Raw genomic sequence first — 25,658 nt, forward strand, 5'->3', positions numbered from 1 at the left:
AATTATATTTGTAATTGATGGAATGGGTGATCGCCCAGTTAAAGAATTAGATGATAAAACCCCTTTAGAAGCTGCAAATACACCATACATGAATAAAATGGTTGAAGAAGGAATAACAGGAATTATGGATACTATTAGGCCTGGAGTAAGACCAGGTAGTGATACAGCACACCTTACCTTATTAGGTTATGACCCATATGAAGTATATACCGGACGTGGACCATTTGAAGCAGCAGGAGTTCATGTAGAAGTAAAACCTGGTGATATAGCATTCAGATGTAACTTTGCAACAGCAGAAGATGATTTAACAGTTATAGATAGACGTGCAGGAAGAATTAGCAGTGGAACTGATGAAATTGCAGATACCATTAACCAAATGAAACTTGATGATAATGTTGAAGTAATATTTAAAGAATCAGATGCACACAGAGCAGTACTTGTACTTAGAGGAGAAGGTTTATCTGATAAAATTACAGATGCAGATCCAAAACATGAAGGAAACAAACCTAAAACTGTTAAAGCACTAGATGACTCTGAAGAAGCAAAATATACTGCAGATCTTGTTAACAAATTCGTTGAACAATCATATGACATGTTAAAAGAACATCCAGTAAATCTCAAAAGAATTGAAGAAGGTAAAAATCCTGCCAACATAGTTCTTCCAAGAGGTGGGGGAGAAGTACCATCCGTAGAAGCATTTGAAGACAAATACGGTCTTAAAGGTGTATGTGTTGCAGAAACTGGAATTATTAAGGGTATTGCCAAAATTGCAGGAATGGACATAGTAGATATTCCTGGTGCAACTGGTGGAATTACCACAGACCTAGAAAGTGTACGAGATTACATTGTAAAATATGCAAAAGATGAAAATTATGATTTCATGCTTGTTAATGTAGATGGTGCCGATGAATGTGGTCACGACGGAGCAGCATTTGATAAAAGAGATTTCATAGAAAAAATAGATGCACTCATAATGAAAGAACTTTATGAAATTGATGATATTGTATTGTTCGTTACAGCAGACCATTCAACACCAGTAGGTGTGATGGATCACACAGGAGATCCAGTACCAGTATTTATTAAAGCAGATGGATTACGTGTTGATGACATAACCGAATATGGTGAAAGACAAGCCGCAAAAGGTGGATTATGCCGTATAAGAGGTACTGATGTAATGTACATCATAAGAGACCTTATGAACGTAATCAGCAAATTTGGAGCATAAATGAATTATCTCCCTATAACCCCCTATTTTAATTAAGGAATTATTTTTATCAAATATTATAAGATATGTTACTAAAAGGAGAATGAACCTATATGACAGCAAGTATACCAAAATTATTTGGAACATCAGGTATAAGAGGAGAATACCAAAAAGAAGTAACACCCGAATTAGCATTAGATGTTGCAAGAGCATTAGCTAAATACATAGGTGGAAAAGGTAAAAAAGTAGTTATAGGTCGAGACACCAGAACTACCGGAAAACTTTTGGAAAACATAATGTCTGCAGGATTACAAGAATGTGGATGTGATGTGCTTATATTAGGTATGGTTCCTACCCCAACAGTAGGATACGCAACATTAAAAAAAGGTGCTGATGCAGGTATAATGATTACCGCTTCACATAATCCGTCAAAATACAATGGTATTAAATTATGGAACGCTGATGGACTTGCATACAAACAAGAACAAGAACGTGAAATAGAAAAAATAGTACATGAAAAAGCATTTGAAAAAGTTGGATGGGATGAAATAGGTAAGGAATATGATATCAGCCCATTCAAAGATGAATATGTGGATGCTATAATAGAAATTTCTAAAATTGATTCTTCAAAACCATTAAAAGTTGTTGTTGATTGTGCTAGCGGTGCCGGTAGTGAATTATCACCCGAAGCATTAAGACGTGCTGGAATGGATGTTATAACATTAAATGCTCAGCCAGATGGATTTTTCCCAGGACGTAATCCAGAACCTAATAGTGCCAATTTACAGGAGTTAATGAAAACTGTTAAAGTTATTGGTGCAGATATCGGACTAGCCCATGATGGTGATGCTGACAGAATGATTGCGGTAGATGAAAAAGGTAATCTATCTGACTTCGATAAGTTATTAACCATTATGGCTAAAGAATTTGGAGGTACTGTTGTTACAACAGTTGATGCATCAGCATGTCTTGATACTGAAATGAAAAAAATGGGTGGAAATGTACTAAGAACTCCAGTAGGAGATGTTCATGTAGCAGAATCAATTAATGAAAATGGTGCCACATTTGGTGGTGAACCTAGTGGTACATGGTTACATCCAGATTTCTGTATGTGTCCTGATGGTTTGTTATCTGGTTTAAGAATTGTTAAATGCGTTCAAGATCATGGAAAACTATCAGAACAACTTGGAGCTATTGAAAGTTATCCTACAATACGAGAAAAAGTTACTTGTCCTAACGATAAAAAAGAATCAGTTATGGAATGTGTTGAAGCTTCATTTGTTGATGAATTTGAGGATGTTGATGAAATTCTTACAATTGATGGTGTTAGAATATCATTTACAGATGGAAGTTGGGTTTTAATAAGACCTTCCGGTACCGAACCATATGTTCGTATTACTGCTGAAGGTAAAACTCAAGAACACCTTGATAAAATAGAAAACATATCTAAAAACTTCCTTTCAAAATTAATATAATATAATTTTAAAAATAATCTCCAAAATCTTTTTTTTTAATATTTTTTTTGAAACAAAATTATATGTATAACAGTTCATTCAAAAATAATTAATAAATATATCCAATTATAAAAATAATAATAATTAAACGATGATTTTTTAGGTGAATATTAATGAAGGCAGTTATATTAACAGCTGGTGAAGGAACTCGTATGCGTCCTTTAACAACCACAAGACCGAAAACTATGCTCATTACTGGAGGAAAACCTTTAATACAATATAATATCGAATCTTTAAGAGATGCAGGTATAAAAGATATCACCTTAGTTGTAGGGTACAAAAAAGAAGTTATTCAGGATTACTTCGGTGATGGTAATGAATTTGGTGTGAACATCAATTATGCAGTTCAAGACGGACAATTAGGTACAGCTCATGCTATAGGTAGTGCAGAAAAGTTTATTGATGAAAGTTTCATTGTACTTAATGGGGATATTATAGTAAGTTATGATCTTATTCGTAATTTAATTGAAAAATACGCTACCCGTACAAGTAATGATGTAAAATCCGTTCTTACATTAATAGAAGTTGATGATCCATCAAGTTATGGTATTGTTTCTACAATGAATGATAAAATAGTAGAAATTGTTGAAAAACCATGTCCTGAAGAAGCTCCAAGTAATTTAGCAAATGCAGGTATTTACTTATTCAGTACGGAAATATTTGATGCCATTCGTGAAACCGAATTATCGGAACGTGGTGAATATGAAATTACTGATTCATTAGAAATTGAACTTAAAAAAGGATATGAAATTTTAGGTCTTATTTCCCACGAACCTTGGATGGACGTTGGTAGACCTTGGGAATTACTAAAATGTAATGCTGATTTCCTTGAAAAAATGGAAGATGATATCCAGGGAGAAATTGAAGAAAATGTTACTATACACGGCCCAGTACATTTAGGTAAGGATAGTATTATCCGTAGTGGTTGTTATATACAAGGCCCTGTATTTATTGGTGATAATTGTGATGTAGGACCTAACACTTATCTCAGACCAAATGCCTGTCTTTGTAATAATGTTAGTGTAGGTAATGCAGTTGAAATAAAAAATAGTATAATAATGGATGGAACCAATGTAAGTCATTTATCTTACGTTGGAGATTCAGTTATTGGAGTTAACTGTAACCTTGGTGCAGGCACTAACCTTGCCAACTTAAGATTTGATGATAAACATGTTAAAGTTACTGTTAAAGGTGAAAGAATAGATTCAGGTCTAAGAAAATTAGGAGCTATCTTCGGTGATGAAGTTAAAACTGGAATTAACACAAGCGTAAACCCGGGTGTAAAAATAGGTAATGGATCTTTCATTAATGCAGGTTGCGTTATTTACCAAGATATTGATTCTTTCTCTCTTGTAACAACTGAAACTAACCTAATAGTTAAAAAATTAAAAAAAGATGAGGAATAATCTTTTTAATATCTTTCTTTTTTTACTGAATATATTCTGTTATTAACGTTGTAGTCGTATTTCCTGATTTTATTGTTGTTATATTTTTGTTCACACAATAAGCTGGATTAATATTTACATACTGTACTGCTTCTGGTGTATCATTATATTGAATTTCATAATTGTTAAAATAATTATTTAAATTATTTTTTTCATGTATGTTTTCTAGTATTTCCATCCCATTAAATGATAATAATAATGAAATTATTACTAATGTTATAAGAAATGCCGTTGCAGCATAATCTTCTTTTGTATCATTTTCCAAGTAATTTCTGGGTCCAGTGAATGTTGTTTCCCATAGAGGATATAATAGTTTACATGCATTTTTTGAGAGTAATCCAATAAAAATTGAAGAAGAATAACCTATCATCATAGGAATCAGTATTGCAGGATAGAATAATGACAATAGATACATTGGAATTAAAACAATCAAAGAATGTTTATAATTTTGTGGTAGCAATATGTTTATTTGTGAACCCAATATGGCCAGAAGTATCCCATATTCAAAGTTAGGTAAGTTTAGTATGTAGGATATAAGTGAATACAATACTACTGATGTTAATATTTCATTTATTTTACTCATAATATCTATTTAGAAATATAATAAAACGATCTATACATTAATAATGTAAACCATAATCCACTTACAATGAAACGTAAAAGACTTAACTGTATTCTTAAAAACAATAAAAAGATCAAAAATGAAAGTAAAAGTAAAATCACATATTTGATATTAATACTTTGTGAACGATTACTTTTAAAAGAGGATTCATCTGATATTACAAATTTATTTAAGAATTCTTCATCAATAAATTCCTTGTCTTCATTAATATTGACGATTAAAAGAATATTTTCTTGCTGTTCTAATTCTTTATAATTCTGTAATTCTCTTTTAGATAATTGCTCAAAGTTATCAACAAATATATGGATTTTTTTATTTTTAGTTTCTTCCATTATATCTTGCAATAATTGACTTATTGTTTTATTTTTAGTATTCATATCACTATTTAATTTTTTAAGTATTTGTTCAAATGCAGTTTTACCTTTTTTAGGTGTTGATATATAGACCGCATTATATTTTGTGTTAAATTCTTTAAAGTGTGTATACAATTCTTCATTGTAGAGTAGTACATTATTGTGTTTTTGAAGTTGCTTTACTATTTTTTCATTGATTTTATTCATTTACTATTTCCAATTCAAATTTTTTCATTTGATAATCATTTACTTTTTCAGTGCCCACATATCTTAGAATTATTTTATCACCAATATTTACTAACTCCATTAATGAGTCCAATTGTTTTTTACCCCAAACATTTATTATTTCATCATCATTTTGTATTTTATAAAGAGTACTTTTATACTCCCCAACATTTTCTATTTTTTCAACAAATGTTCCGATTATTTCATCATTAACATTCGGATTCCAATATTTCTCTTTATTCATTTTGAATTCTCCGTTCTAAGTTGTATTTTTTCATATTATGATTGTTTTTTGTTATTTCAGTTCCGTTATATGTAATTCTTATATAATCATTTAATTCTATTTCATCCATTAACTGGTTTAGATATGTTTTTCCCCATATTCTTATTCGTTTTTTATCATTTGTTTCAATGACATAAAACATTTGATTGGAGTTTTTATCAATTTTAATTAATTTTCCTTCTATTTTATCACCTACATCCGGATTCCATGAATTTATTTTGATTATTTCCCAGTTTTCATCGGAAATTTTTTCTTTTGTTTTTTTATTTAATAAATTAATTATCAGTACCCCCATTAAATTTTGGTGAACATACTAAAATTCACATTAAATAATTTGTATTAAGGTTAAAAATTAGTCTAAAATTATAAAATATATTATGTATAATAGATATGCAAAGATATAATAGTCAATAACCACAAATACACTTAGTATGAAATATATTTCCGACAAGGAGATAAATTATATTTAAAAAAATACTTGGAATTATAAATTTAATTTTTGACAAAAATTGTTTCTGATAACAATATTCAAAGTATAACAGATAGGTGATTTAATTGAGTAAAACTATTACAATCTCTCCAACTTCCAGACAAGAGGGACATGCAACTTTATCATTAGAAGTTGATGATGAAGGAATAGTTACCACAGGACGTTATTATAGTATAACACCAGTTCGTGGAATAGAAAAAATGGTTATAGGTAAAAGACCAGAATCAGCTCCAGTAATCGTACAAAGAATCTGTGGAGTATGTCCTGTTACACACACATTAGCATCAGTTGAAGCTATTGATGATTCCTTAAAAATAGAAATACCAAAAACAGCACAAATACTTAGAGAAATGTGTTTAAATGCACATATGGTCAACAGTCACGCAATACATCATTTCCTAGTAGCACCTGACTTTGTACCATCTGAAGATTACAAACAGGTTGTTAAAAACATATCAGAAATACGTAAACAGGCACAATTTGTTGAAGATGTGATTGGTGGTGAAGGAATACATCCATCTGACATAAGAATCGGAGGTATGGCTCATAATATTACCAAAAATACAAAAAACAAAATAAAAACCAGAATAAACGGAGTAATAAAATTAATAGAACAACACGTTGAACAGATGACAAAATATGTTGAAGCAAAAGAATTCCCTGAAGACTTAGGAAAACATGCACAACCAGTATTAGCAACAAGTAACACATATGGATCAAGACAAAACATATCTTTAAGTAGTATTAATGAAATCATGCCTAACTCATGGTATGCTGATAAATATACATCACAAGAAGATGAAGAATTTGCAGAGGAAACAAAGAAAACTGCAAAAAAAATTGGAAAAACTGCTTGTTCACAAATACCATTGTATGATAATACACCCGTAGAAACCGGACCTAGAGCAAGAGCTAACAAATACCGAAAATTCAAAGATGTTGGAGTTAAAGCACAGCACCTTGCAAGAGCACAGGAAATGATAAATTCCGCAGAACGTATATTGGAATTAGTTGACAAAATTGATCCATCAGCACAGACCATGGCAAAATTTAATTTAGAAGGAACAGACCGTTTAGGTGTTGGAGTTATTGAAGGACCAAGAGGAACAAATTTACATACAGCTAAAATTTCATCTGACGGATTTATAAGCGAATATAACTGTATTGTACCAACAACGTGGAACATTCCAACAATGGGTATGGCAACAGAAGGAAATCATTATGATTATGCTCCAGATGTAATAAGAGCTTATGACCCTTGTCTATCATGTGCCACCCACATGATTGTGGTAGATGATGAAAGTAAAGAAGTTCTCAAAGAGGATATGGTTCAGTTATAATTGAAGGGATTGAATGTCATATAATCATGAAAATTTAATTGTTGGATGTGGAAACACACTTTATGGCGATGATGGATTTGGTCCAGAAGTTATAAGATATATAAAAGAGAACAATATAGAATTTCCAGGAGATACCTATGTAATAGATGGAGCAACCAGTGCCCCACATTATATATTCACATTACCCCAAGAAAAATGGAAAAATATAATTATAATTGATATTGCATCACTAAACGAAGAAGCTGGAACCATTAAAGTTTTAAACTTAGATCAAATTCATGAAGAAAATCGTTATATGGATGTTCATGGATTATCAGCCACTTACCCTTTACATGATTTAAAAGAAAAAGTCAACATCAAATTAATTGTTATTCAACCGGAAAACATACCTTTTGAAATGGAAATGGGATTAAGTAAAACTTTGGAAGATAAAATTCCGCAAACAATAAATAAAACTATAGAAATTTTAAATTCTATGTTAAGTAAATGATTATAACTATTATGATTAAGAATAGAAGGTGAATACCTTGTTTGAAAAACTAAAAAATATATTGAATAGTGAGGATAATACAAAAAAATCTCCTGCAAACGTTAAACAAAATTCAGGAAATAAATTAAAAATTGGTTACATCCATCTTTCAGGATGTACTGGTGATTTAATGTCTTTTACTGAAAACTATGACGAATTAGTTGATTTATTAGATGCTGTAGACATTGTATACGGACAAACTTTAGTAGATTGTTGGGAAATGCCAAAAATGGACATCGTATTAATTGAAGGATCAGTATGTCTTGAAGATGAACATTCCATCAAAGAACTTAAAGAAGCTAGAGAAAAATCCGATTTATTAGTAGCTTTAGGTTCATGTGCATGTACTGGCGGATTTACAGTATATGCCAAAGGAGGTCAAAAAGCACAACCGCAACATTCATCATTTTTAGCATTACAACACCTGGTTAAAGTTGATATGGCAATACCAGGATGTCCACCATCCCCACAAATGATTAAAAAAGTAATATTAGCAGCAGTAAACAATGACATGGACTACCTTGCACCATTTATGAAGTTTACAGAAAATAAGGATGCATGTGGTTGTGACTTACAAAAAAGAATCATTAACCAATCAATATGTATAGGTTGTGGAGCCTGTGCAGCAGCATGTCCAACAAGAGCTATGACTATGAAAGATGGACGACCATCATTCAACTGCGACAGATGCGTAAAATGTGGTTTATGTTACTATCAATGTACACGTAGCTGGTGGCCAATAGATCAAATCAAAAAAGAAATGGGATTAGAATAAGGAGGCTTGAAATATGATACAAGATTCAGTCCTAGGACCACATCAGGAAATTTTAACTGCAAGAGCAACGGATAAAAAAATATTAAAAAATGCCCAAGATGGTGGTATTGTAACGGCATTGCTAGTATATGCCTTAGAAAAAAATATTATTGATGGAACTATCGTAGCAGGGGATGGAAATGAACCTTGGAAACCGGAACCTATTGTAGCAACAACTAAAAAAGAAATTCTTAAAAGTTCGGGTACGAAATACACCATGTGTCCAAATCTTGCAATGATTAAAGAAGCTACACGTAGTTATGGTCTTGAAAAAATAGGAACAGTTGGAACACCATGCCAAGTTATGGGAATTCGTAAAATGCAAACTTATCCTATGGGATTAAGACACGTTACAGATAAAATAGCTTTAATAGCAGGTATTTATTGTATGGAAAATTTCCCTTATGATTCATTAAAAGCATTCATACAAGATAAAGCTGAAACTGTCCCATCAAAAGTTGTTAAAATGGATATTTCAAAAGGTAAATTATTCATCAGAACATCTGATAATGAAACTGCAATTCCTATAAAAGAAACTCATGGATATGAACAAAGTGGATGTCAATATTGTATGGATTACGTAGCAGAATTATCTGATTTCTCCTGTGGATCAGTAGGAGCAAAAGAAGGATGGTCAACTATTATCAAACGTACTGATACAGGGGCTTCACTTATTGATAATGCTGTTGAAGATGGTGTTCTTGAAGTTGTTGAAACTAATGAAGGTAAATTTGGATTAGAAATGCTTAGAAAATTAGCCACAAATAAGAAGAAAAAACGACAAAAAAATATTGATAAAGCATTAGACATAGGTTTAGAAGTTCCATTCACAAAATCTGATCTTAAAGAAGATATTTTAGAAAATAGATAACCTCCTTTCTTATTTTTTCTTTTTAAAATTTTATTTTATTTTTAATAAATTAGGAGAATAATATGAGTTTTAGAACAAGAAGAGTATTGTTTGGAGCACCATTTTATGTAATTTTTCAATTCTTTTTATTGAAATTTCTTTTTTCATACTTCGGAGGCATAGCTGATATTTACACAGCAATATTAGTTATTCTATTGGGTTTATTACAGACTGTACCCATGTTTTTTGAAGAGAATAAATCTACCAAAATTGGTCGTTTCTTTTCTACATTATTCGGTGTTTGGGAATGGTTTTTAGTAATGATTTTTATAGATGAAATTATAATTTTCATAATTGGCAGATTTATAAAAATTCCTCCCGCAGCAATAACGCTTTCATTATTAATTATAATACCAATTGGTATCTATGCTTATTATAATGCCCACAAAATAGTAGTGAAAGAGCAGATATTAAATTTTAATAATCTGGAAAAAGATTATACTATTGCACATCTGTCTGATGTACATTTTGGTTCCATAAGACATAAACAGATAATCGATGATATTGCCAATAAATTGAATGATTTATCTGATGATTGTGACTTGGTAGTTATTTCGGGTGATTTAGCAGATGGTTCTTCTGCAGTAGAAGAAGATGATTTCATATCATTAAAGAATGTAAAAATACCAATAATTTTTACTTCTGGAAATCATGATTATTATCCAGGATTAGAAAATGTACATAGAGCTTGTAAAAAGGCAGGGATAATTATATTGGAAAATGAAGGTATGGAATATGAAAATTTAAATATATATGGTTTAAGTTATAGTTTTGATGATATTCAGATGCCATCACGAGAGGAGTTAAAGAGTTTCATTAAAGAGGATAAAATCAATATTGTAAATTATCACGTGCCAATAGGATGGAATGCATTAGCCAATATTGGTTTTGACCTTCAATTATCAGGACATACCCATGGCGGTCAATTTTATCCCATTATTTGGTTCGGTGATTTGATGTATGAAGGCCATAATATGGGCTTATTTAATAAAAAGTCAAAAAATAATAAAAATAGTTATTTACATGTTACAACAGGTGTTGGTTCAATGGATATTCCTATGAGATGGGGAACAAAATCGGAAATTGTTTTATTAAAGTTAAAAAGATAAATAAAAATATTAAAAAACATAAAACGTTATTTAATGAATTTATTTATTATTTAAAATGATTAAAACAATAATAATATTTTAGGTATACCTAAACATTTATATAGTTTTAAGTACAATCTTTAATTGACTAAGAAGTTTAGGTTATCCTAAAAATTTAGCCATATGAATTACCATGCTTCTAGTCAATGAGTTAAATTAAAAGACTATTAAAAATATTCTACTAAAAAAAACTATTATTCATACAATCAAATAGTTTTAAATTTAAATCACCTATTAGAAAAACTTTAAAAAGTCTATAACTCACCACTCCTTAGAAAAACATAATATAACTTATAATAAAGACAAAGAAAATAAGACTCCCATAAACATCCTACAAGAGTCAAACAATAATTATTTTCTTTCATATTATTCTATTTTTAAAGAAAATTTTAAAGATTATTTTCAATTAAAAAATTATATTGTTTCAATTTTTCATCACAAAGCAGATAATTTGGAAATTCCTTTTTAATAATTTCAAAAAACTTATCATTATGTGCTAAAACAATAATATGAACCAATTCATGATACACAATATATTCCACCAACCTATCCGGAAGAAAACGTAAATTTTTAGATAACGTAATATTTCTTAAGGTACTACAACTACCCCACTTATAAATAGTATCCCTAAATTGAAGACGATTAACCTCAACATTTAAAATTTTTTCATACTTTTCAACATAAACATTAACCAAATCTTTTAATTCAGGCAACGTTCTCCGAAGCAATTGCATATCCCTGGTTTTACTAGATAACAATTCTTTTTCGTTATAATACTCTTTTATTTTCTTATAAATCCATTTATCCTTCTTATGAATCACATCTTCAATTTCAACTTTACTTCTTTTTGGTAAAATTAAAAGCAATCTTCCTTTCTTTAGCTCATAACGTATGTATTTAACTTTACGATATTCAACAGAATATTCTATTTCAATATCATTGATTTTTATCTTATTCGTGTGTGTTTTTTTCATAATAATCTAACTACTATACTATTATTGTCACATTATTAATAATCATTTTGAATTCCCCAAATACAATTAAGAACAATATATTATTATTTTTTCAATACAAAAGATATACATATGAAAAGATTATTTATTTTTGATTTAGATGGTATGATACTCGATACAATAGAAGATTCGTTTTACTGTGTTAACCAAGTACTAAAAGAATTTGGAATAAAACCGTATGATGTTGATTTAAAAACCATGCATTATCCTACTTTTAGAAAATACTTAAATGAAAATAATGCGGGTAAAGAAACACCAGTATATCCCAGATATATTGAAGTATATTCTAAACATCCACTAACTAATACAAAACCTTTTGATGGTATAATAGATGTTTTAAAAGAGCTTCAAAATAGAGGAGTAACTCTTGCAATTTGTTCTAATAGAGATGAAAAAGTAGTTAAAGAGTTAGCCAAACGTTTCTTTGATGGAATAGATTTTAAGTATATTTCTGGTTTTAGAAAAGGTGTTCCCGATAAACCAGATCCTTATAGAATCAATGAAATAATAACAGCAGAAAATATTGATAAAAGTGAAGTAATATACTTTGGAGACAAAGATGCTGACGTTAAAGTAGCACAAAACGCAGGAATAGATTTAATATTAGTTACTTATGGTCAGGGAAGTCATGAAGACTATATTAACCCATATCCACTAAAAGTAATTGATAAAACAGAAGATATATTAGATATTATAACTGAAGGAATTATAGATATTTGATTTTAATGGTACAATAGTTGACAATTATCGTTATTCAATCAAATAATTTAATATAACGTTGAAACAGTATGATCATCCAAATTACTTTCTCAGTATAACATGAAAATTTTTTAATATTTAAATGAAAAAAATAATAAGAAAACAAAAGCATATATTATAAATAGTTAGATTTTTTTATAAATAGAAAGAAAGGGAATATTATGAATAATATTAAAGAAGTTGATGTGTTAATTATAGGTGCCGGTCCTGCTGGTTCTATTGCAGCAAGAGAAGCTAGTAAAAATGGGGTTAAAACCTTAATAATTGATAAAAAATCTGAAATAGGAACTCCCAAAAGATGTGGAGAAGGTATCATGGATGGAGTTCTTGAAAAAGTAGGAATTGAACCTGATGAAAGATGGATTGCTCGCCATATTGATGGAGCAAGACTTGTAGCACCCGACAATACAAGTGCATGGTTCACTTCAGAAAATTTAGAAACACCATCTACAGGAATTATACTTGAACGCAAAGTATTTGATAAACATGTTACCATGGATGCTATACGTAATGGTGCAGAAGTAATGCTTAAAACAGAAGCCACATCAATAACAAGAAAAGACAATTATTTACTGGTAGATATTATTTCATTTAACCAGAAATACAATCAAATCAAAGCAAAAATAGTCATTGGTGCTGATGGTCCCGAAGGTCGTGTAGGTTCTTGGATGGGACTTAACACAAAGGTTCCACTTAGTGAAATGGAATCTGGAGCACAATATGAAATGACCAATCTTAAAATGGAAAAAAATGATACCATAGAATTTTATTTTGGAAGCGTAGCTCCTGGAGGTTATGCTTGGATTTTCCCTAAAGGTTATGACACAGCAAATGTGGGTATTGATGTTTCTGGTGTTAAAGGAGAAAAGACAGCACTGGAATATCTTGATGATTTTATAGCCAACAATGAAGAAACCAAAGACGGACAGATTGTTGAAGTTAATGTTGGTGGAAATCCATTATGTGGTGTGTTTGATAAAATTATTGCAGATAATTTCATGCTTGTAGGTGATGCTGCAGGATGTGTAAGTCCTATTACAGGTGGTGGAATTGACACAGGCCTTGAAAGTGGTATGATTGCAGGCCAAATTGCTGCAAAAGCTATTAAAGAGGATAATTTATCTGAAGAAAATTTACAAGAATATGCGGATTATGTTGATGAAAATATTGGTAAGAAGTTCAAGAAGTTAATTACAGTAAGAGATTTCATATACAATCTAGAAGATGAGGATATGAATGAATACATTGGAGCTATTGCTAATGCCAACATCACCAAACTTTCTACAAAAGCTTTACTTAAAGCTATGATAAAAGTATCTCCAAGAAAATTATTAAAATTACGTAAATTATTATAATTTTATCAGTTAACACGTGAAGATATATTCAATCAAATCCCTATCTTCTATTTTATCCCTATTTTCCGACTCTATTTTTTGTCCCAATAAGTTTAATGTTCGTAATCCCCATCTTAAATTTGTGTAATGAACTGCATTTTCACTTATTTTCATAATTTGATCATCAGTTATTACTCCTTTTTTAAAACCTAAAACACACCGATATTTTAGTATGGAATACATTTCTTCAACAGTATAATCCTTAAATTCTATTTCATTACACTGCAATACACTTTGTGCATTCTTTTCTAACGAATATTTAAAAGAAATGTTGTTTACTATGATAATTATTGCCATATTCGAATGATAGAATTCATTGGCCCTTAATAATTCATTTATCAATTTATTTGTATCTGCTTTTGGAAGATAATTCAAATCATCAAGAACCAATATAAACGCTTCTTCCTCTAATTTTTCCATTATTTCTTCCTGAATAATTTCTGTACCAATATTATTTTGGGGTGAAAAACCAAACAACATTTTAAAAATTTGAAAATAACATTTTCTTGCAGTATTCTGAATATTACAGTTTAAATAACATGTTTTTATATCGGTAAATTCTTCTATTTCTATTAATGCATGTTTTATTACTGTTGTTTTTCCAGTACTGGAATTTCCCATTATAATCGTGTTCAATACTTTATTATTAGTTAATAATGGCTTTATGTTAATCAATATACTCTTCAATTCTTTATCCCTACATTGGATTATTTCTGGAAAGTAATCTATATTGAATATTTCCTGATTTTTAAATACTGAATTATCATTATCCATTATCTCTTCAAATATACTCATTTTCACCACCCAACTCCTCTTTTCATATCTCCTTCAATTAAATTATCTCTATTGATAATTAGTAAAATATCTTATTTAAAAGAAACCGGGTCTTGATAAGTATTAAATTAATTCGTTATATATTAAAATCACCACCCCCTCCCCCCAAGTGCATGTGAGTAAGAAAGAGTGTGTGAGAGCCTTCAAATCCTTTATATAGAATTATTATTAAATAATAATACATACCAGAATAGTATTTTAAATAATAATTAAAAATAACATCAAAAAAATAAAATAAACCAAAAAGGAGGGAAATAAATGAAAAAATATAAAAATAAATATGAAAAAACAAAAACATTAAAAGTTAACGAAAATAACGACATCGATTCCATAATTGAAATATTCCAAAGATTTGGAAATAAATACAATGTAATCACGACAACATTAGATCCAGACATACAATACCAAACAAAAAACATCAAAATAACACAGACATATACCAGCACAATCTCAAAAACAGATCTAAACAAAATGATTGAAAAATTAAAAAAACAAGGAAAAATAACTTTAATAATAATAGAAGACATGAAGGAAAACCAAAAAAACAAAGATTTAAAGAAAAAAATCAAAGTTTTAAATGACTTAGACAATGTTACCGCAAAAAGGATTCAACAGAAAGATACGTTCAAAATTTTGGATAAGTTAATAAAAGAGGCATAATATGAATTATAAGAATATTTATAAACAAAATGGCAAGTACGTTATAAAAAAGAACATTTATTGTAAAAGTATAACTTATGGAACCTTTGATAATTTAACAGAAGCTATTGAACAAAGAAATATTCTTATGAAAAATAAATGGCATAAAAATGCAACAACAAACTATCCAAAGCAGGAACGTTTTCCAAAATATCAAATTAAAAAAACAGAGTGCGGATACCTAGTATTAAATAAGAAAACCGGAAGAACTTTCGGAACATATAAAAACTATGAATATGCTAACATAATAAAGAAAATATTGCCCTTTTATGGAAATAAAATCAATATTAGACTTATAGAAAAAATAGCTCACAAAGAATTTTATAAATACATCTCATACAACAAAAGAAAAGATGTATATCATGTAATTTATGGGGGTTTCGTTAGAAGTACGCATAAAAAATTAATAAATGCTCTTTATGAAAGGGATTTGATTATAAAATATGATGGCGATGAGGAATTAATGTGTGAAGATTCTACAATAATTCATGATTATAAAAAAGAAGACTTACCCTCATTTGAATATGAATGTGAAAATATAAGATATAGAGATGAAAACAGGAATAAATATCAATTAGAAAAACAAATACGTAACCATAAAATTGTAATAGGTTCCTATCCTACATATGATCTGGCTTGTCTAATAAAAAGATACCTTGATACTAAAAAATGGAGGGGTGATGAAGTTAGACACATAATAAAAAGTACCAGACGTATTCATAAAAGAGACAAATACATACATAAACGTAATGGCCATTTTTATATAGAACGTAAAAAAAATGATAAAATCATTATTTACGCCAAATATAAAGATATTGAATTAGCACGTTATGTAAAAAATAATTTAGCCATAAATAATTGGCACAAAAGGTTTATAAAAAACTTTGAAAGAAAATATTATTTGAATAATTTTGAAACTGAATATTATTATGATTCAACAGATTTCTTCATAAAATGTGTGTAAATAATAGATATAAATAATGGTTTTCTTACATTAGTCTTAATAATTCTAATATTATCCACCAATTACAATAATAATTGAAGATACATAGTGAATTATTAAAAAAAAAGTTTAAGTAATACAATTAAAACAATATACATCCTATTTTGTATTACTTTTATAATTTCAATCAGATTCTGTTTATCTACTTGTTTATTGGTGTTCTCTGTTCAAAAAATACTTTTTGAGAATAACTTCCATCAGCATTTTTTTGTTCTGGATTAAATTTTTCTTGATAAATTCTTATTTCTACTTCTTTAGGAACTTTTGATGAATCTTCATTTGTTTTGTTAAGAGTTTCATTAATTGTGAAAGTTCCATCAGTTATATTAGTCAGTATTGTTGATCCCGTAGCTATCTCCTGATTATCTTCTGAAAATAATATGTATTCACAATCCAAATATTCAAAACTTCTTACAGAACGTAACATAAAAGATAAATCATACTGTGTACCATTAGACTCTATTTCTTCAAGATTTAAATCCGTTATCCCTAGACCCGTATTATAAAACATGGTTGTACCTATATAAAATAACATAATCATTGCAATAATTAATACAATCATTTGTTTTGTATTCATATACATCACCTAAGCAGTTTAAAAAAATTAATATAATTTTATACTAGTTCAATATTATATGAACATTCAATATATTATTATATTTAATATCTTAAATATTATAATTTTTAATAAAAAAAATAATAGTTACCTCCCTTCTTTTTCCCCAATAATTTAGTCAAAATAAATATAAAGATACGATTTTAAGAATAATTATAAAATACCCCTATAAAACTTTAAAATAAGAATCAAAAGGCAATAACACGTTTTCATATTTTTAAATTAAAGTAGTATTTAAAATATTTATACAATACAAAACAAACTATTTACATAGCTTATTAAATGTAAATGTTACTTTTTTATGGGGATAATTAAATTGACATTTATGTTAAGAATAGCTTGTATTAGGTTAAGAACGCGATGACGGATGCAATTGAATACTTAAGGGCATACAATTTTATTTTTTTATTTGTTTTGTTAAAAATGTGCATCAAGTAGACTTCTAAATTAAATTCTTAATCTAAGAACTACTAATCGGAGAAATATAAAATGATTATTAGAGGAAATATTTTAAATGTGTTTACTGATGAAATATATCCTGGAGAAATTAAGATTGAACAAGGAATAATTCAATCAATAAAAGAAGTGGACCAATATTTTACAGACATAATTGTTCCCGGTTTTATTGATGCTCATACACATATCGAAAGTTCAATGTTAACACCTTCAAGATATGCCGAAATAGCATTAAAACATGGGACTACTGGAGTTGTTTGTGATCCTCATGAAATAGCCAATGTTCTTGGAATGGAAGGTATTGAATACATGATTAATGATGCAAAATTTGCACCATTAAAATTTTTCTTCACAGCCCCCTCCTGTGTACCCTCAACACAGTTTGAAACCAATGGCGCTTCAATAGATAGTTTTGATGTAGAATCTCTCCTTAAAAGAGATGATTTTGTTGCTTTAAGTGAAGTAATGGATTACATGGGAGTTATTGATGGTGATGAAGACTTAATCAAAAAAATCAATGCTGCCAAAACATATAACAAACCTATCGACGGTCATGCACCATTACTAAGTGGAGAACAATTACAGAAATATGTTCATTATGGCATTTCAACAGAACATGAATGCTCCAGTAAAGCTGAAGCTCTTGAAAAGAAACGTTTAGGTATGAAAATTATGATTCGGGAAGGATCCGAATCACATATGCTCGAAGAAATGATTAATACTCCAGCAGATTTTATAGTAACAGATGATTTAAAATCTGATGATTTAATAAATGGACATCTTAACATACGTTTAAGAAAGGCCGTTGATTTAGGTATGGATCCTTTTGATGCTATTAAAATGGTCACCATCAACCCAGCAGAACATTACAACCTGAATTGTGGTAGTATCAGTCCTGGAAAAAGTGCTGACTTAGTATTCATTGATAATTTAGATGATTTTAAAGTCAATAGAGTTATTGTTAATGGTAATACCATATTTAAAAAACAGAAAATATTATACAGAGCAAACCCATTACCTTTGGAAACAAGTCTTCATGTGGATTTCAAAAAAGCAGAAGACTTTGATGTGAAAGCTCAAAATCCAAACCATAAAAGTGCTATTGTTAATGTTATGCGTGTTGTACCTAATACAATTATCACGAAAAAAGGAAATGCAAAATTAACAGTAGATAAAGGCACAATCATTCCGTCAGTATTTGAAGATGTTCTAAAAATTAGTGTTGTTGAACGTTATGGTGGTAATACCATTTCAAATGCATTTATCAATGGTTTTGGTATCAAAAATGGTGCTATTGCTTCAAGTGTATCTCATGACTCACACAACATCATTGTTGTTGGTACCAATAGTGAATATATGGCTGAAGCTACCAATAAAATAATTAAGAATAAAGGAGGACTTGTTGCTATAAGCAATCAAGAAGAACTTGAATTGGCATTACCAATTGCAGGACTTATGAGTGACAAACCGGTTAATGAAGTTGCCAAAACATCCACACAATTAAATGAATTAGTTAATAGGATGGGTTGTCCTTTAGAAAATCCATTCTCAACATTATCATTTATGGCTTTACCAGTAGTTCCAGAAATTAAGATTACTGATAAGGGATTATTTGATGTTGATGAAAATAAATTTATGGATTTAATAACACATGAAGAATAACATTATTCTTTTTGTTTTAATTCTTTTTTTAATAGATTTAAAGAATCCAAATGTTTTTTATTTCCTGTTTTTATTATTATTTTTTCCGAATAATTTAATTTTTGGATAAAATTATTTCTTGCATCTACATCCATAAATTCATATCTTGAAAAGTCAATGAGCAATTCCATAATTTGATTAGATGCCCTATTTATTATAGGTAAAGTTTTCTTATGTTCAATTATTTTTGTTGGTTTTGCAATTATTGTCGTAGCTACATTTTTTCCATAACCATCATCAATAATTGTTGTATCCATATTTGAAATTTTACAAGATATTTCATAATTAATTTCATCCAACAAGTCATCATAATCCAGATTAGAAGTTAATGCTTTAGTAAATATTAAAACATCCTGTAAAAAATATACTGTTAATTCATCGGAGTTCTTAATATTTAAAAGGGTTTTATTAGGAAATATCTTAAAAATAAAATCATTATCCCTAATTTTCAAACCGAAAGGTTTAACATTCAAAGACCCATCTTCATTTTTAGTGGATACCAATACTTCATAAGTCATGTCTTCTTCAAAATTATCCAAAATAGCCATAATTTTTACCTTTTTATTAATGTGATTTATACTGTCAAAAATGAGTTAATTATTTCATATACAAAGTATGTAATAACCAAGAAAAATATTATATTTAACAATATTTTGAAAAAACATGGATGTTAAATAGCTACAATTATACAACTTTTAACAATAATTATAATATTATCTAATTCCATAATATTATATATAAATAGAAGTAATATATAACAGATTTATAAATTATCAATAATCTTGATATTTTAACTGATTTTATAACTGAAACGGGAATTTAATATGAGCATTGTTATTATTAATAATTTTGGACAATACAATCATAGGATATCCAGAACTTTAACCTATTTGGGCATAGAAAATAAATTAGTTTCAAATGAAACAAGTTTGGATGATATTAAAGCTATGAATCCCGAAGGTATCATTTTAGGTGGTGGACCTTCAATTGAAAGAATAGGTAATTGTGAAGATATTATCAAAGAGATAGAGGTACCAATATTAGGCATATGTCTAGGACATCAAATTATTGCAAATGTCTTTGGTGGTGAAACTACCTCTGCAGAAATAGAAAGTTATGCACAAATAGATTTAAACATAGAAAAACAAGTTGGTATATTTGAAGACATCGGTGATTCATTGAAAGTATGGGCTTCACATAAAGATGAAGTTATAACATTACCAGATGACTTTGAAATATTAGCAAGTTCCTCTAAATGTGCTATTGAAGCTATGAAACATAAAGATAAAGACATTTATGGAATACAATTCCATCCGGAAGTTCAACATACGCCTCGAGGTGGAGAAATATTTGAAAACTTCTACAAATTATGTAAAAATTAAGGTTGTGTGAATAAAATGATGATGGACACTAAAGAGTTTATAGAAGAATCAATAAAAAACATTAAAGAAGAAGTTAAAGATGAAAAAGTTATAATTGCTTTATCTGGTGGAGTAGACAGCAGTGTAGCCAGTGTACTTGCATCTGAAGCAATTGGTGACCAACTTGAAGCAATATTTGTAGACCATGGTTTACTAAGAAAAGGGGAAGCAGAACAAGTTGAAGAAACATTCAAAGACAGACTTAACTTCAAATTAATTAATGCAGAAGATGAATTTATAGCAGCACTTGCCGGTGTAAGAGATCCTGAGAAAAAACGTGAAATTATCGGCCATAAATTCATAGAAGTCTTTGAAAGAGAAGCTAAAAAATCAGGAGCAAAATTCTTATTACAAGGTACTATTGCCCCAGATTGGATTGAAAGTGAAGGAAAAATCAAATCACATCATAATGTAACTCTTCCTGATGGATTAGTTCTTGAAATAATAGAACCTTTACGTGAATTATACAAAGATGAAGTAAGAGAAGTTGGTAAAGAACTTGGACTTCCTGATGCAATTGTTCACAGACAACCATTCCCAGGACCAGGTTTAGCCGTAAGAGTACTTGGAGATATCACAAAAGAAAAATTAGAAATCTGTAGAGAAGCAAATGCAATCCTTAATAAACATGTAGAGGCAGAAGGATTACATAAAGACCTCTGGCAATATTTTGTAGTATTAACAGACAGCAAGGTAACTGGAGTAAAAGGGGATCAAAGAGATTTCGGATACCTGGTCGTTATAAGAATGGTACAATCATTTGATGCAATGACTGCAAATGTACCAGACATTCCATGGCCTTTCTTACACAAGGTTTCTCAGGAAATTACTGCAAATGTACCTGAAATAACACATGTATCCTTATCATTAAGTAACAAACCACCTAGTACCATTGAATTTGAATAAATTCATACCTTAACCTTTTTTTTAACTATTTTTCTTATAAATTTAATAAAAGTGATTAAAATGCATAATTTAATTTCAAAACTCATCGTTTACAAAAATATAGACGAACCAATATTAAATAACTTTTCAACGATATTCAGAAACTTTGAAGGTGGAACATATAATAAAGATGAGTTAATTAGTGATATTTACACACAAATAAACAGTTTACTTAGCCTCGCAACAACATACGGATTCAATAAAAATTTATGGCATAACTACTTGTCATATCTTTTAGCAACAACTGAAAATCCATTCACATTAGTCTCTGAAAAAGTTGGTAAAACCGATGGAAGCGTAAATGATTTTGTAAAAAATGACTTTAAAATATTCCTCAAACTATTTAACTATGACTTTAGTAAAATTGAGAAAGAATTAAACATTGATTGTTTCAGTATTATCTCAGATTATAATGCAATAATTAAAAAAGAACAATTGTTTAATAAGGATGTTAGTCTAAAAGTACAAGAATTAAGCTCAAACATAGAAAAAACACCAAATGAAGATGAAATGTTGGATATTGTAACAGAGTTCTATAAGAAATATGGTGTTGGAAAGTATGGATTGAATAGAGCATTCCATTTATCCCATGACCCCAATAAAGAGTTTATGATACCTATAACATTCCTTGATGATGTTGTACTTGATGATCTTTTAGGTTATGAAATTCAGAAAAAACAGTTAATCCACAATACAGAAGCATTTGTAAATGGAAAAAAGGCAAACAATGTATTGTTATATGGTGATGCAGGTACTGGTAAAAGTACCAGCATTAAAGCAATATTAAATCAGTATTACCCAAAAGGACTTAGAATGATAGAAGTTTATAAGCATGAAACCAAGTATCTTTCCAAAATAATATCTGAGATAAAAAATCGTAACTATAAATTCATTTTGTATATGGATGACCTTTCATTTGAAGAATCTGAAAGTGAATACAAATTCCTTAAAGCATTAATTGAAGGAGGATTAGAATCAAATCCAGACAATGTTTTAATTTATGCAACATCAAACAGAAGACATCTCATTAAAGAAACATGGAATGAACGTGTTAACACCTCTTCTTCTGAAGAGATGTATCATTCAGATACAATACGTGAAAAATTATCATTAGTTGATAGGTTTGGTGTTACTATTGGATATCATAAACCTAGTGTTAAAGAATACTTAGAGATAGTAAAAACCTTAGCTAAAAAATATCCCGAAATTAAATTGAGTGATGAAGAATTAGAACATGAAGCTACCGTTTGGTTAAGAACCCACGGTGCCCAATCAGGTCGTACTGCAGAACAATTAGTTTATTATTTATTAGGGAAATGTTAATTCCTTTAATATATTGAATTAATATTAATTTATTTTATTTTATTTTTTTTTAATTGAATTATACTTTTATTTGTATTTATACAAGTTTTTCCATTGAGAAAAATTTTTAGGTATACCCAAACCTTTATATAGTTTAGAGTACAACATTTAATTGACTAAGAATTTAGGTTTTCCTAAAAATAATTATATCCTATAAAAAAAACCTAAATCTTAGTTCAAAAGCCGAGTTAAAAATTGACAAGACTACAATCACTCAAAAATATAAATTTATCAAATGAAATAAAATAACAAAGAATCAAATCACCTATTATAAAAATGATTCAAATGTAGTCAATTAACTCACCACTCCTTATTAACATAATAGAAAACCAAAAGAAAATAAAACTCCAAATATCCTAAAAACTATAAAAATATTTTCTTTTTGGCAACAATATACTTTTTTTTAATATTTTTAAAAATCAAAGCAAATAATCAATTCCAATAACAAATCTATTCATGTGATTAAATTTAAAATATTAAATTATTCAGTCCATCAAGTAAGTAATTTATTTAATAGATTTTTACAATTGATTAACTAAAATTAATTTTTCACATAATACTATGGAAAAATTAAAGGTAAATGTAATCAATAATATAATTAGAGATAGTTTATTTTTAGAGTACATTCTTATTCTTATCTAAAAATCTACAAAAATTTTACAATAAAAATTCACGTTTTTGTTATGTAAAATAAAGACAAGTTATATTTTTTTATTATTAATTGGATTGAATAATATGAATATTGAAAAGTTAGTTGGTAATACGCCAATGATAAAAATCAATTATGATTATGAAGGAAAACAAGGAAGCATATATACTAAACTGGAATATTACAATTATTCGGGCAGTATAAAAGACAGAATTGCATTATATATCATCCAACAAGAACGAAAAAATGGTAATTTAAGGGAAAATCAAAGTATTGTGGAAGTAACAAGTGGAAATACAGGTATTGCTTTTAGTGCAATTGGTGCACTTTTTGGTCATGATGTTCACATATTCATGCCGGACTGGGTGAGTTTAGAAAGAAGAAAACTCATCGAAATGTATGGTGCCCATGTCCACTTAGTATCCAAAAAAGAAGGTGGATTTAAAAAAGCTCTTGAACTAGCAGAAGAATTTGCTTTAAAAACAGGTGCATACAGACCACTTCAATTTGATAACAAATTAAATGTAGAAGCCCAATACAAAACGACGGGCCAAGAAATCATTGATGCAATTCCAGATATAAATGCTTTCGTATCCGGAATTGGAACAGGTGGGACACTAATGGGAATTGGAAAAAAATTAAAAGAGAACAATCCCGATTCAAAAGTATTTGCTCTAGAACCATCAACATTATCCATCCTCAAGATGGGAATGGTAGAAGGTAGCCACATGATTGAAGGAATTGGAGATGATTTTATTCCAGGAATAGTTGAAAAAGATTTAATTGATGATATTGTTTTAATTGATGATTTAGATGCTATCAATATGGCTAAAAGAATAGCCAAAGAATTTGGATTAGGCATTGGAATCTCAAGTGGAGCAAATTTCTTAGCCAGTGTAATAATGGATAATTCAGATTTAAAAATAGCTACTGTTTTTCCGGATGATAATAAAAAATACATAACTACTAAATTATCAGAGGAAATTGATGAAAATCCAGAACTACTGTCAAATAAAATAAAACTTATTAGTATAGAAGTAATTTAAATAACTACAAAACAAAATAAAAAAAAAAGTCAAAAAGAAATTATTCACTTAATTCCTTATTTCTTTCAATCCCCATCATTAATGAATCATACAAAGATTTTCCACTATTCAATCCATTAAGTATTGCTTGAGTTACCCCACCAGGTGTTGTGAATCGGGAAATAAATTCTTCTTTATTTTCTTCAGGCACTAATTTTTCACATTTTTTAGCTATATCCCTAAATTCTGGGAAACTTTCAGAAATTTTACTAATTGCTTCAATATTATCATCCGATTGAGGATCCACCCTACAGTATATTGCAGGCAAACATCCGGCAATAGCAATGTAATCCATTTTTTCTTCTTCATCCACTACAACATAATCGATATCCAATAATTTGAATAATCCTTCAGCAATTTCATTTTCTCCATAAACTCCTGCTATTGCCTGTGAATTAGTGATTGTATCGGGTCCTGTTGGTATTATACGTACAACATTACTTGAACCAGTTTGTGCTTTAATAGCATCTGTTGTAATACCTGCCATGAATGAGATTATTAGAGTATCATCTGTTAAGTTAAAGTTACCTATTGGTTTAAATGATTGTGGTGGTACTGATAATATAAGTATTGAGGATATCTTAACGATTTCTGCATTAGATGAAATCATATCAATTAAATTATTGTCTGAGATATCACTGAATGTAAAAATAGAACCATTGTATGTTAACTTAATATTATCGTAAGGATAACCTTTTTCCAGTAATTTGAGTATTAATGCTCGGCCAATACATCCTGCACCAATAACCCCTATCTTATTTTCAAACAATTTTTCGTTATTCATAATAAATATTTTGTTTTTACAAATATTAATAATTGAGAAAAAAGAGATAAATAATAATGA

General features: G+C 29.0%; 26 protein-coding genes. 17 read left to right on the forward strand and 9 right to left on the reverse strand.

Annotated elements, in window-relative coordinates:
• Position 1 precedes the first annotated feature (1 nt).
• The 3 genes from QZZ11_RS01485 (at position 2) to glmU (ending at position 4,124) form a co-directional block, all read left to right on the forward strand.
• A complete protein-coding gene (locus QZZ11_RS01485; RefSeq protein ID WP_292472883.1) occupies positions 2-1,225 on the forward strand; it encodes a 2,3-bisphosphoglycerate-independent phosphoglycerate mutase in 1,224 nt (407 codons plus the stop codon).
• A gap of 92 nt (positions 1,226-1,317) precedes the next feature.
• Positions 1,318-2,679, forward strand: a complete 1,362-nt coding sequence (gene glmM / locus QZZ11_RS01490; RefSeq protein ID WP_292472885.1) for a phosphoglucosamine mutase — start codon at positions 1,318-1,320, stop codon at positions 2,677-2,679.
• A 152-nt stretch (positions 2,680-2,831) separates the two neighbouring features.
• Positions 2,832-4,124, forward strand: a complete 1,293-nt coding sequence (glmU, locus tag QZZ11_RS01495) for a bifunctional sugar-1-phosphate nucleotidylyltransferase/acetyltransferase (RefSeq protein WP_292472887.1) — start codon at positions 2,832-2,834, stop codon at positions 4,122-4,124.
• Positions 4,125-4,146: 22 nt separating this feature from the next.
• On the opposite strand, the gene QZZ11_RS01500 is transcribed toward glmU, so the two are convergent.
• Genes QZZ11_RS01500 through QZZ11_RS01515 form a run of 4 tightly spaced genes read right to left on the reverse strand, consistent with a single transcriptional unit; the run spans position 4,147 to position 5,941 of the window.
• Entirely contained in the window at positions 4,147-4,746 is a 600-nt protein-coding gene (locus tag QZZ11_RS01500; RefSeq protein WP_292472889.1) for a hypothetical protein, read from the reverse strand.
• Positions 4,747-4,751: 5 nt separating this feature from the next.
• Positions 4,752-5,345, reverse strand: coding sequence for a hypothetical protein (locus QZZ11_RS01505; RefSeq protein WP_292472891.1), 594 nt, complete (start codon positions 5,343-5,345; stop codon positions 4,752-4,754).
• Positions 5,338-5,607: a hypothetical protein gene (locus QZZ11_RS01510; protein ID WP_292472893.1), complete on the reverse strand. Its 270-nt coding sequence runs from the start codon at positions 5,605-5,607 to the stop codon at positions 5,338-5,340. Before QZZ11_RS01510 ends, QZZ11_RS01505 begins: the two co-directional genes overlap by 8 nt.
• Positions 5,600-5,941, reverse strand: a complete 342-nt coding sequence (locus QZZ11_RS01515) for a hypothetical protein (protein ID WP_292472895.1) — start codon at positions 5,939-5,941, stop codon at positions 5,600-5,602. The genes QZZ11_RS01510 and QZZ11_RS01515 overlap by 8 nt, the downstream gene beginning before the upstream one ends.
• A gap of 260 nt (positions 5,942-6,201) precedes the next feature.
• Here QZZ11_RS01515 and frhA point away from each other — a divergent pair, with 260 nt between their 5' ends.
• The 5 genes from frhA to QZZ11_RS01540 all read left to right on the forward strand — a co-directional run bounded on the left by frhA (position 6,202) and on the right by QZZ11_RS01540 (position 10,838).
• Complete coding sequence (frhA, locus tag QZZ11_RS01520) at positions 6,202-7,476, forward strand: coenzyme F420 hydrogenase subunit alpha (protein WP_292472897.1); 1,275 nt, start codon at positions 6,202-6,204, stop codon at positions 7,474-7,476.
• A gap of 13 nt (positions 7,477-7,489) precedes the next feature.
• Positions 7,490-7,966 carry a coenzyme F420-reducing hydrogenase, FrhD protein gene (frhD, locus tag QZZ11_RS01525; protein ID WP_292472899.1) on the forward strand — a complete coding sequence of 159 codons (477 nt, stop codon included), beginning with the start codon at positions 7,490-7,492 and terminating at the stop codon, positions 7,964-7,966.
• A gap of 61 nt (positions 7,967-8,027) precedes the next feature.
• On the forward strand, positions 8,028-8,780 hold the full coding sequence (gene frhG, locus QZZ11_RS01530) for a coenzyme F420 hydrogenase subunit gamma (protein WP_292472931.1): 753 nt from the start codon (positions 8,028-8,030) through the stop codon (positions 8,778-8,780).
• Positions 8,781-8,793: 13 nt separating this feature from the next.
• Positions 8,794-9,690 carry a coenzyme F420 hydrogenase subunit beta gene (gene frhB, locus QZZ11_RS01535; protein ID WP_292472902.1) on the forward strand — a complete coding sequence of 299 codons (897 nt, stop codon included), beginning with the start codon at positions 8,794-8,796 and terminating at the stop codon, positions 9,688-9,690.
• A 62-nt stretch (positions 9,691-9,752) separates the two neighbouring features.
• Positions 9,753-10,838, forward strand: a complete 1,086-nt coding sequence (locus QZZ11_RS01540; protein WP_292472904.1) for a metallophosphoesterase — start codon at positions 9,753-9,755, stop codon at positions 10,836-10,838.
• A gap of 428 nt (positions 10,839-11,266) precedes the next feature.
• Here QZZ11_RS01540 and QZZ11_RS01545 read toward each other — a convergent pair whose 3' ends face one another.
• Positions 11,267-11,851, reverse strand: coding sequence for a M48 family metallopeptidase (locus tag QZZ11_RS01545; protein ID WP_292472907.1), 585 nt, complete (start codon positions 11,849-11,851; stop codon positions 11,267-11,269).
• Between the two features lie 111 nt (positions 11,852-11,962).
• Here QZZ11_RS01545 and QZZ11_RS01550 point away from each other — a divergent pair, with 111 nt between their 5' ends.
• Both QZZ11_RS01550 and QZZ11_RS01555 read left to right on the forward strand, forming a co-directional pair.
• Positions 11,963-12,610, forward strand: a complete 648-nt coding sequence (locus tag QZZ11_RS01550; RefSeq protein ID WP_292472909.1) for an HAD family hydrolase — start codon at positions 11,963-11,965, stop codon at positions 12,608-12,610.
• Between the two features lie 200 nt (positions 12,611-12,810).
• Positions 12,811-14,004, forward strand: a complete 1,194-nt coding sequence (locus QZZ11_RS01555; RefSeq protein WP_292472911.1) for an NAD(P)/FAD-dependent oxidoreductase — start codon at positions 12,811-12,813, stop codon at positions 14,002-14,004.
• A 9-nt stretch (positions 14,005-14,013) separates the two neighbouring features.
• Here QZZ11_RS01555 and QZZ11_RS01560 read toward each other — a convergent pair whose 3' ends face one another.
• Positions 14,014-14,838: a hypothetical protein gene (locus tag QZZ11_RS01560; RefSeq protein WP_292472913.1), complete on the reverse strand. Its 825-nt coding sequence runs from the start codon at positions 14,836-14,838 to the stop codon at positions 14,014-14,016.
• Positions 14,839-15,135: 297 nt separating this feature from the next.
• Here QZZ11_RS01560 and QZZ11_RS01565 point away from each other — a divergent pair, with 297 nt between their 5' ends.
• Entirely contained in the window at positions 15,136-15,537 is a 402-nt protein-coding gene (locus QZZ11_RS01565) for a hypothetical protein (protein ID WP_292472914.1), read from the forward strand.
• A gap of 1 nt (position 15,538) precedes the next feature.
• A complete protein-coding gene (locus QZZ11_RS01570) occupies positions 15,539-16,540 on the forward strand; it encodes a hypothetical protein (RefSeq protein ID WP_292472916.1) in 1,002 nt (333 codons plus the stop codon).
• 181 nt (positions 16,541-16,721) lie between these two features.
• On the opposite strand, the gene QZZ11_RS01575 is transcribed toward QZZ11_RS01570, so the two are convergent.
• Positions 16,722-17,156 (reverse strand): hypothetical protein, encoded by a 435-nt coding sequence (locus QZZ11_RS01575; RefSeq protein ID WP_292472917.1) that lies wholly within the window; start codon positions 17,154-17,156, stop codon positions 16,722-16,724.
• 528 nt (positions 17,157-17,684) lie between these two features.
• On the opposite strand from QZZ11_RS01575, the gene ade reads away from it, so the two are divergent.
• Positions 17,685-19,313, forward strand: coding sequence for an adenine deaminase (ade, locus tag QZZ11_RS01580; protein WP_292472919.1), 1,629 nt, complete (start codon positions 17,685-17,687; stop codon positions 19,311-19,313).
• Between the two features lie 2 nt (positions 19,314-19,315).
• Here the strand turns inward: ade and QZZ11_RS01585 are convergent, their stop codons facing one another.
• Positions 19,316-19,900 (reverse strand): DUF447 domain-containing protein, encoded by a 585-nt coding sequence (locus QZZ11_RS01585; RefSeq protein WP_292472922.1) that lies wholly within the window; start codon positions 19,898-19,900, stop codon positions 19,316-19,318.
• 276 nt (positions 19,901-20,176) lie between these two features.
• On the opposite strand from QZZ11_RS01585, the gene QZZ11_RS01590 reads away from it, so the two are divergent.
• The 4 genes from QZZ11_RS01590 to QZZ11_RS01605 all read left to right on the forward strand — a co-directional run bounded on the left by QZZ11_RS01590 (position 20,177) and on the right by QZZ11_RS01605 (position 24,775).
• Entirely contained in the window at positions 20,177-20,734 is a 558-nt protein-coding gene (locus tag QZZ11_RS01590; protein ID WP_292472923.1) for a GMP synthase subunit A, read from the forward strand.
• Between the two features lie 18 nt (positions 20,735-20,752).
• Entirely contained in the window at positions 20,753-21,679 is a 927-nt protein-coding gene (gene guaA, locus QZZ11_RS01595) for a glutamine-hydrolyzing GMP synthase (protein WP_292472933.1), read from the forward strand.
• 60 nt (positions 21,680-21,739) lie between these two features.
• Positions 21,740-23,041, forward strand: a complete 1,302-nt coding sequence (locus tag QZZ11_RS01600) for an ATP-binding protein (RefSeq protein ID WP_292472925.1) — start codon at positions 21,740-21,742, stop codon at positions 23,039-23,041.
• Between the two features lie 774 nt (positions 23,042-23,815).
• Positions 23,816-24,775 carry a cysteine synthase family protein gene (locus tag QZZ11_RS01605; RefSeq protein WP_292472927.1) on the forward strand — a complete coding sequence of 320 codons (960 nt, stop codon included), beginning with the start codon at positions 23,816-23,818 and terminating at the stop codon, positions 24,773-24,775.
• Between the two features lie 40 nt (positions 24,776-24,815).
• On the opposite strand, the gene QZZ11_RS01610 is transcribed toward QZZ11_RS01605, so the two are convergent.
• Positions 24,816-25,598: an NAD(P)-binding domain-containing protein gene (locus QZZ11_RS01610; RefSeq protein WP_292472929.1), complete on the reverse strand. Its 783-nt coding sequence runs from the start codon at positions 25,596-25,598 to the stop codon at positions 24,816-24,818.
• Between the last annotated feature and the right edge of the window lie 60 nt (positions 25,599-25,658).

The organism is Methanosphaera sp., from assembly GCF_016282985.1.
Classification (GTDB): Archaea; Methanobacteriota; Methanobacteria; order Methanobacteriales; family Methanobacteriaceae; genus Methanosphaera.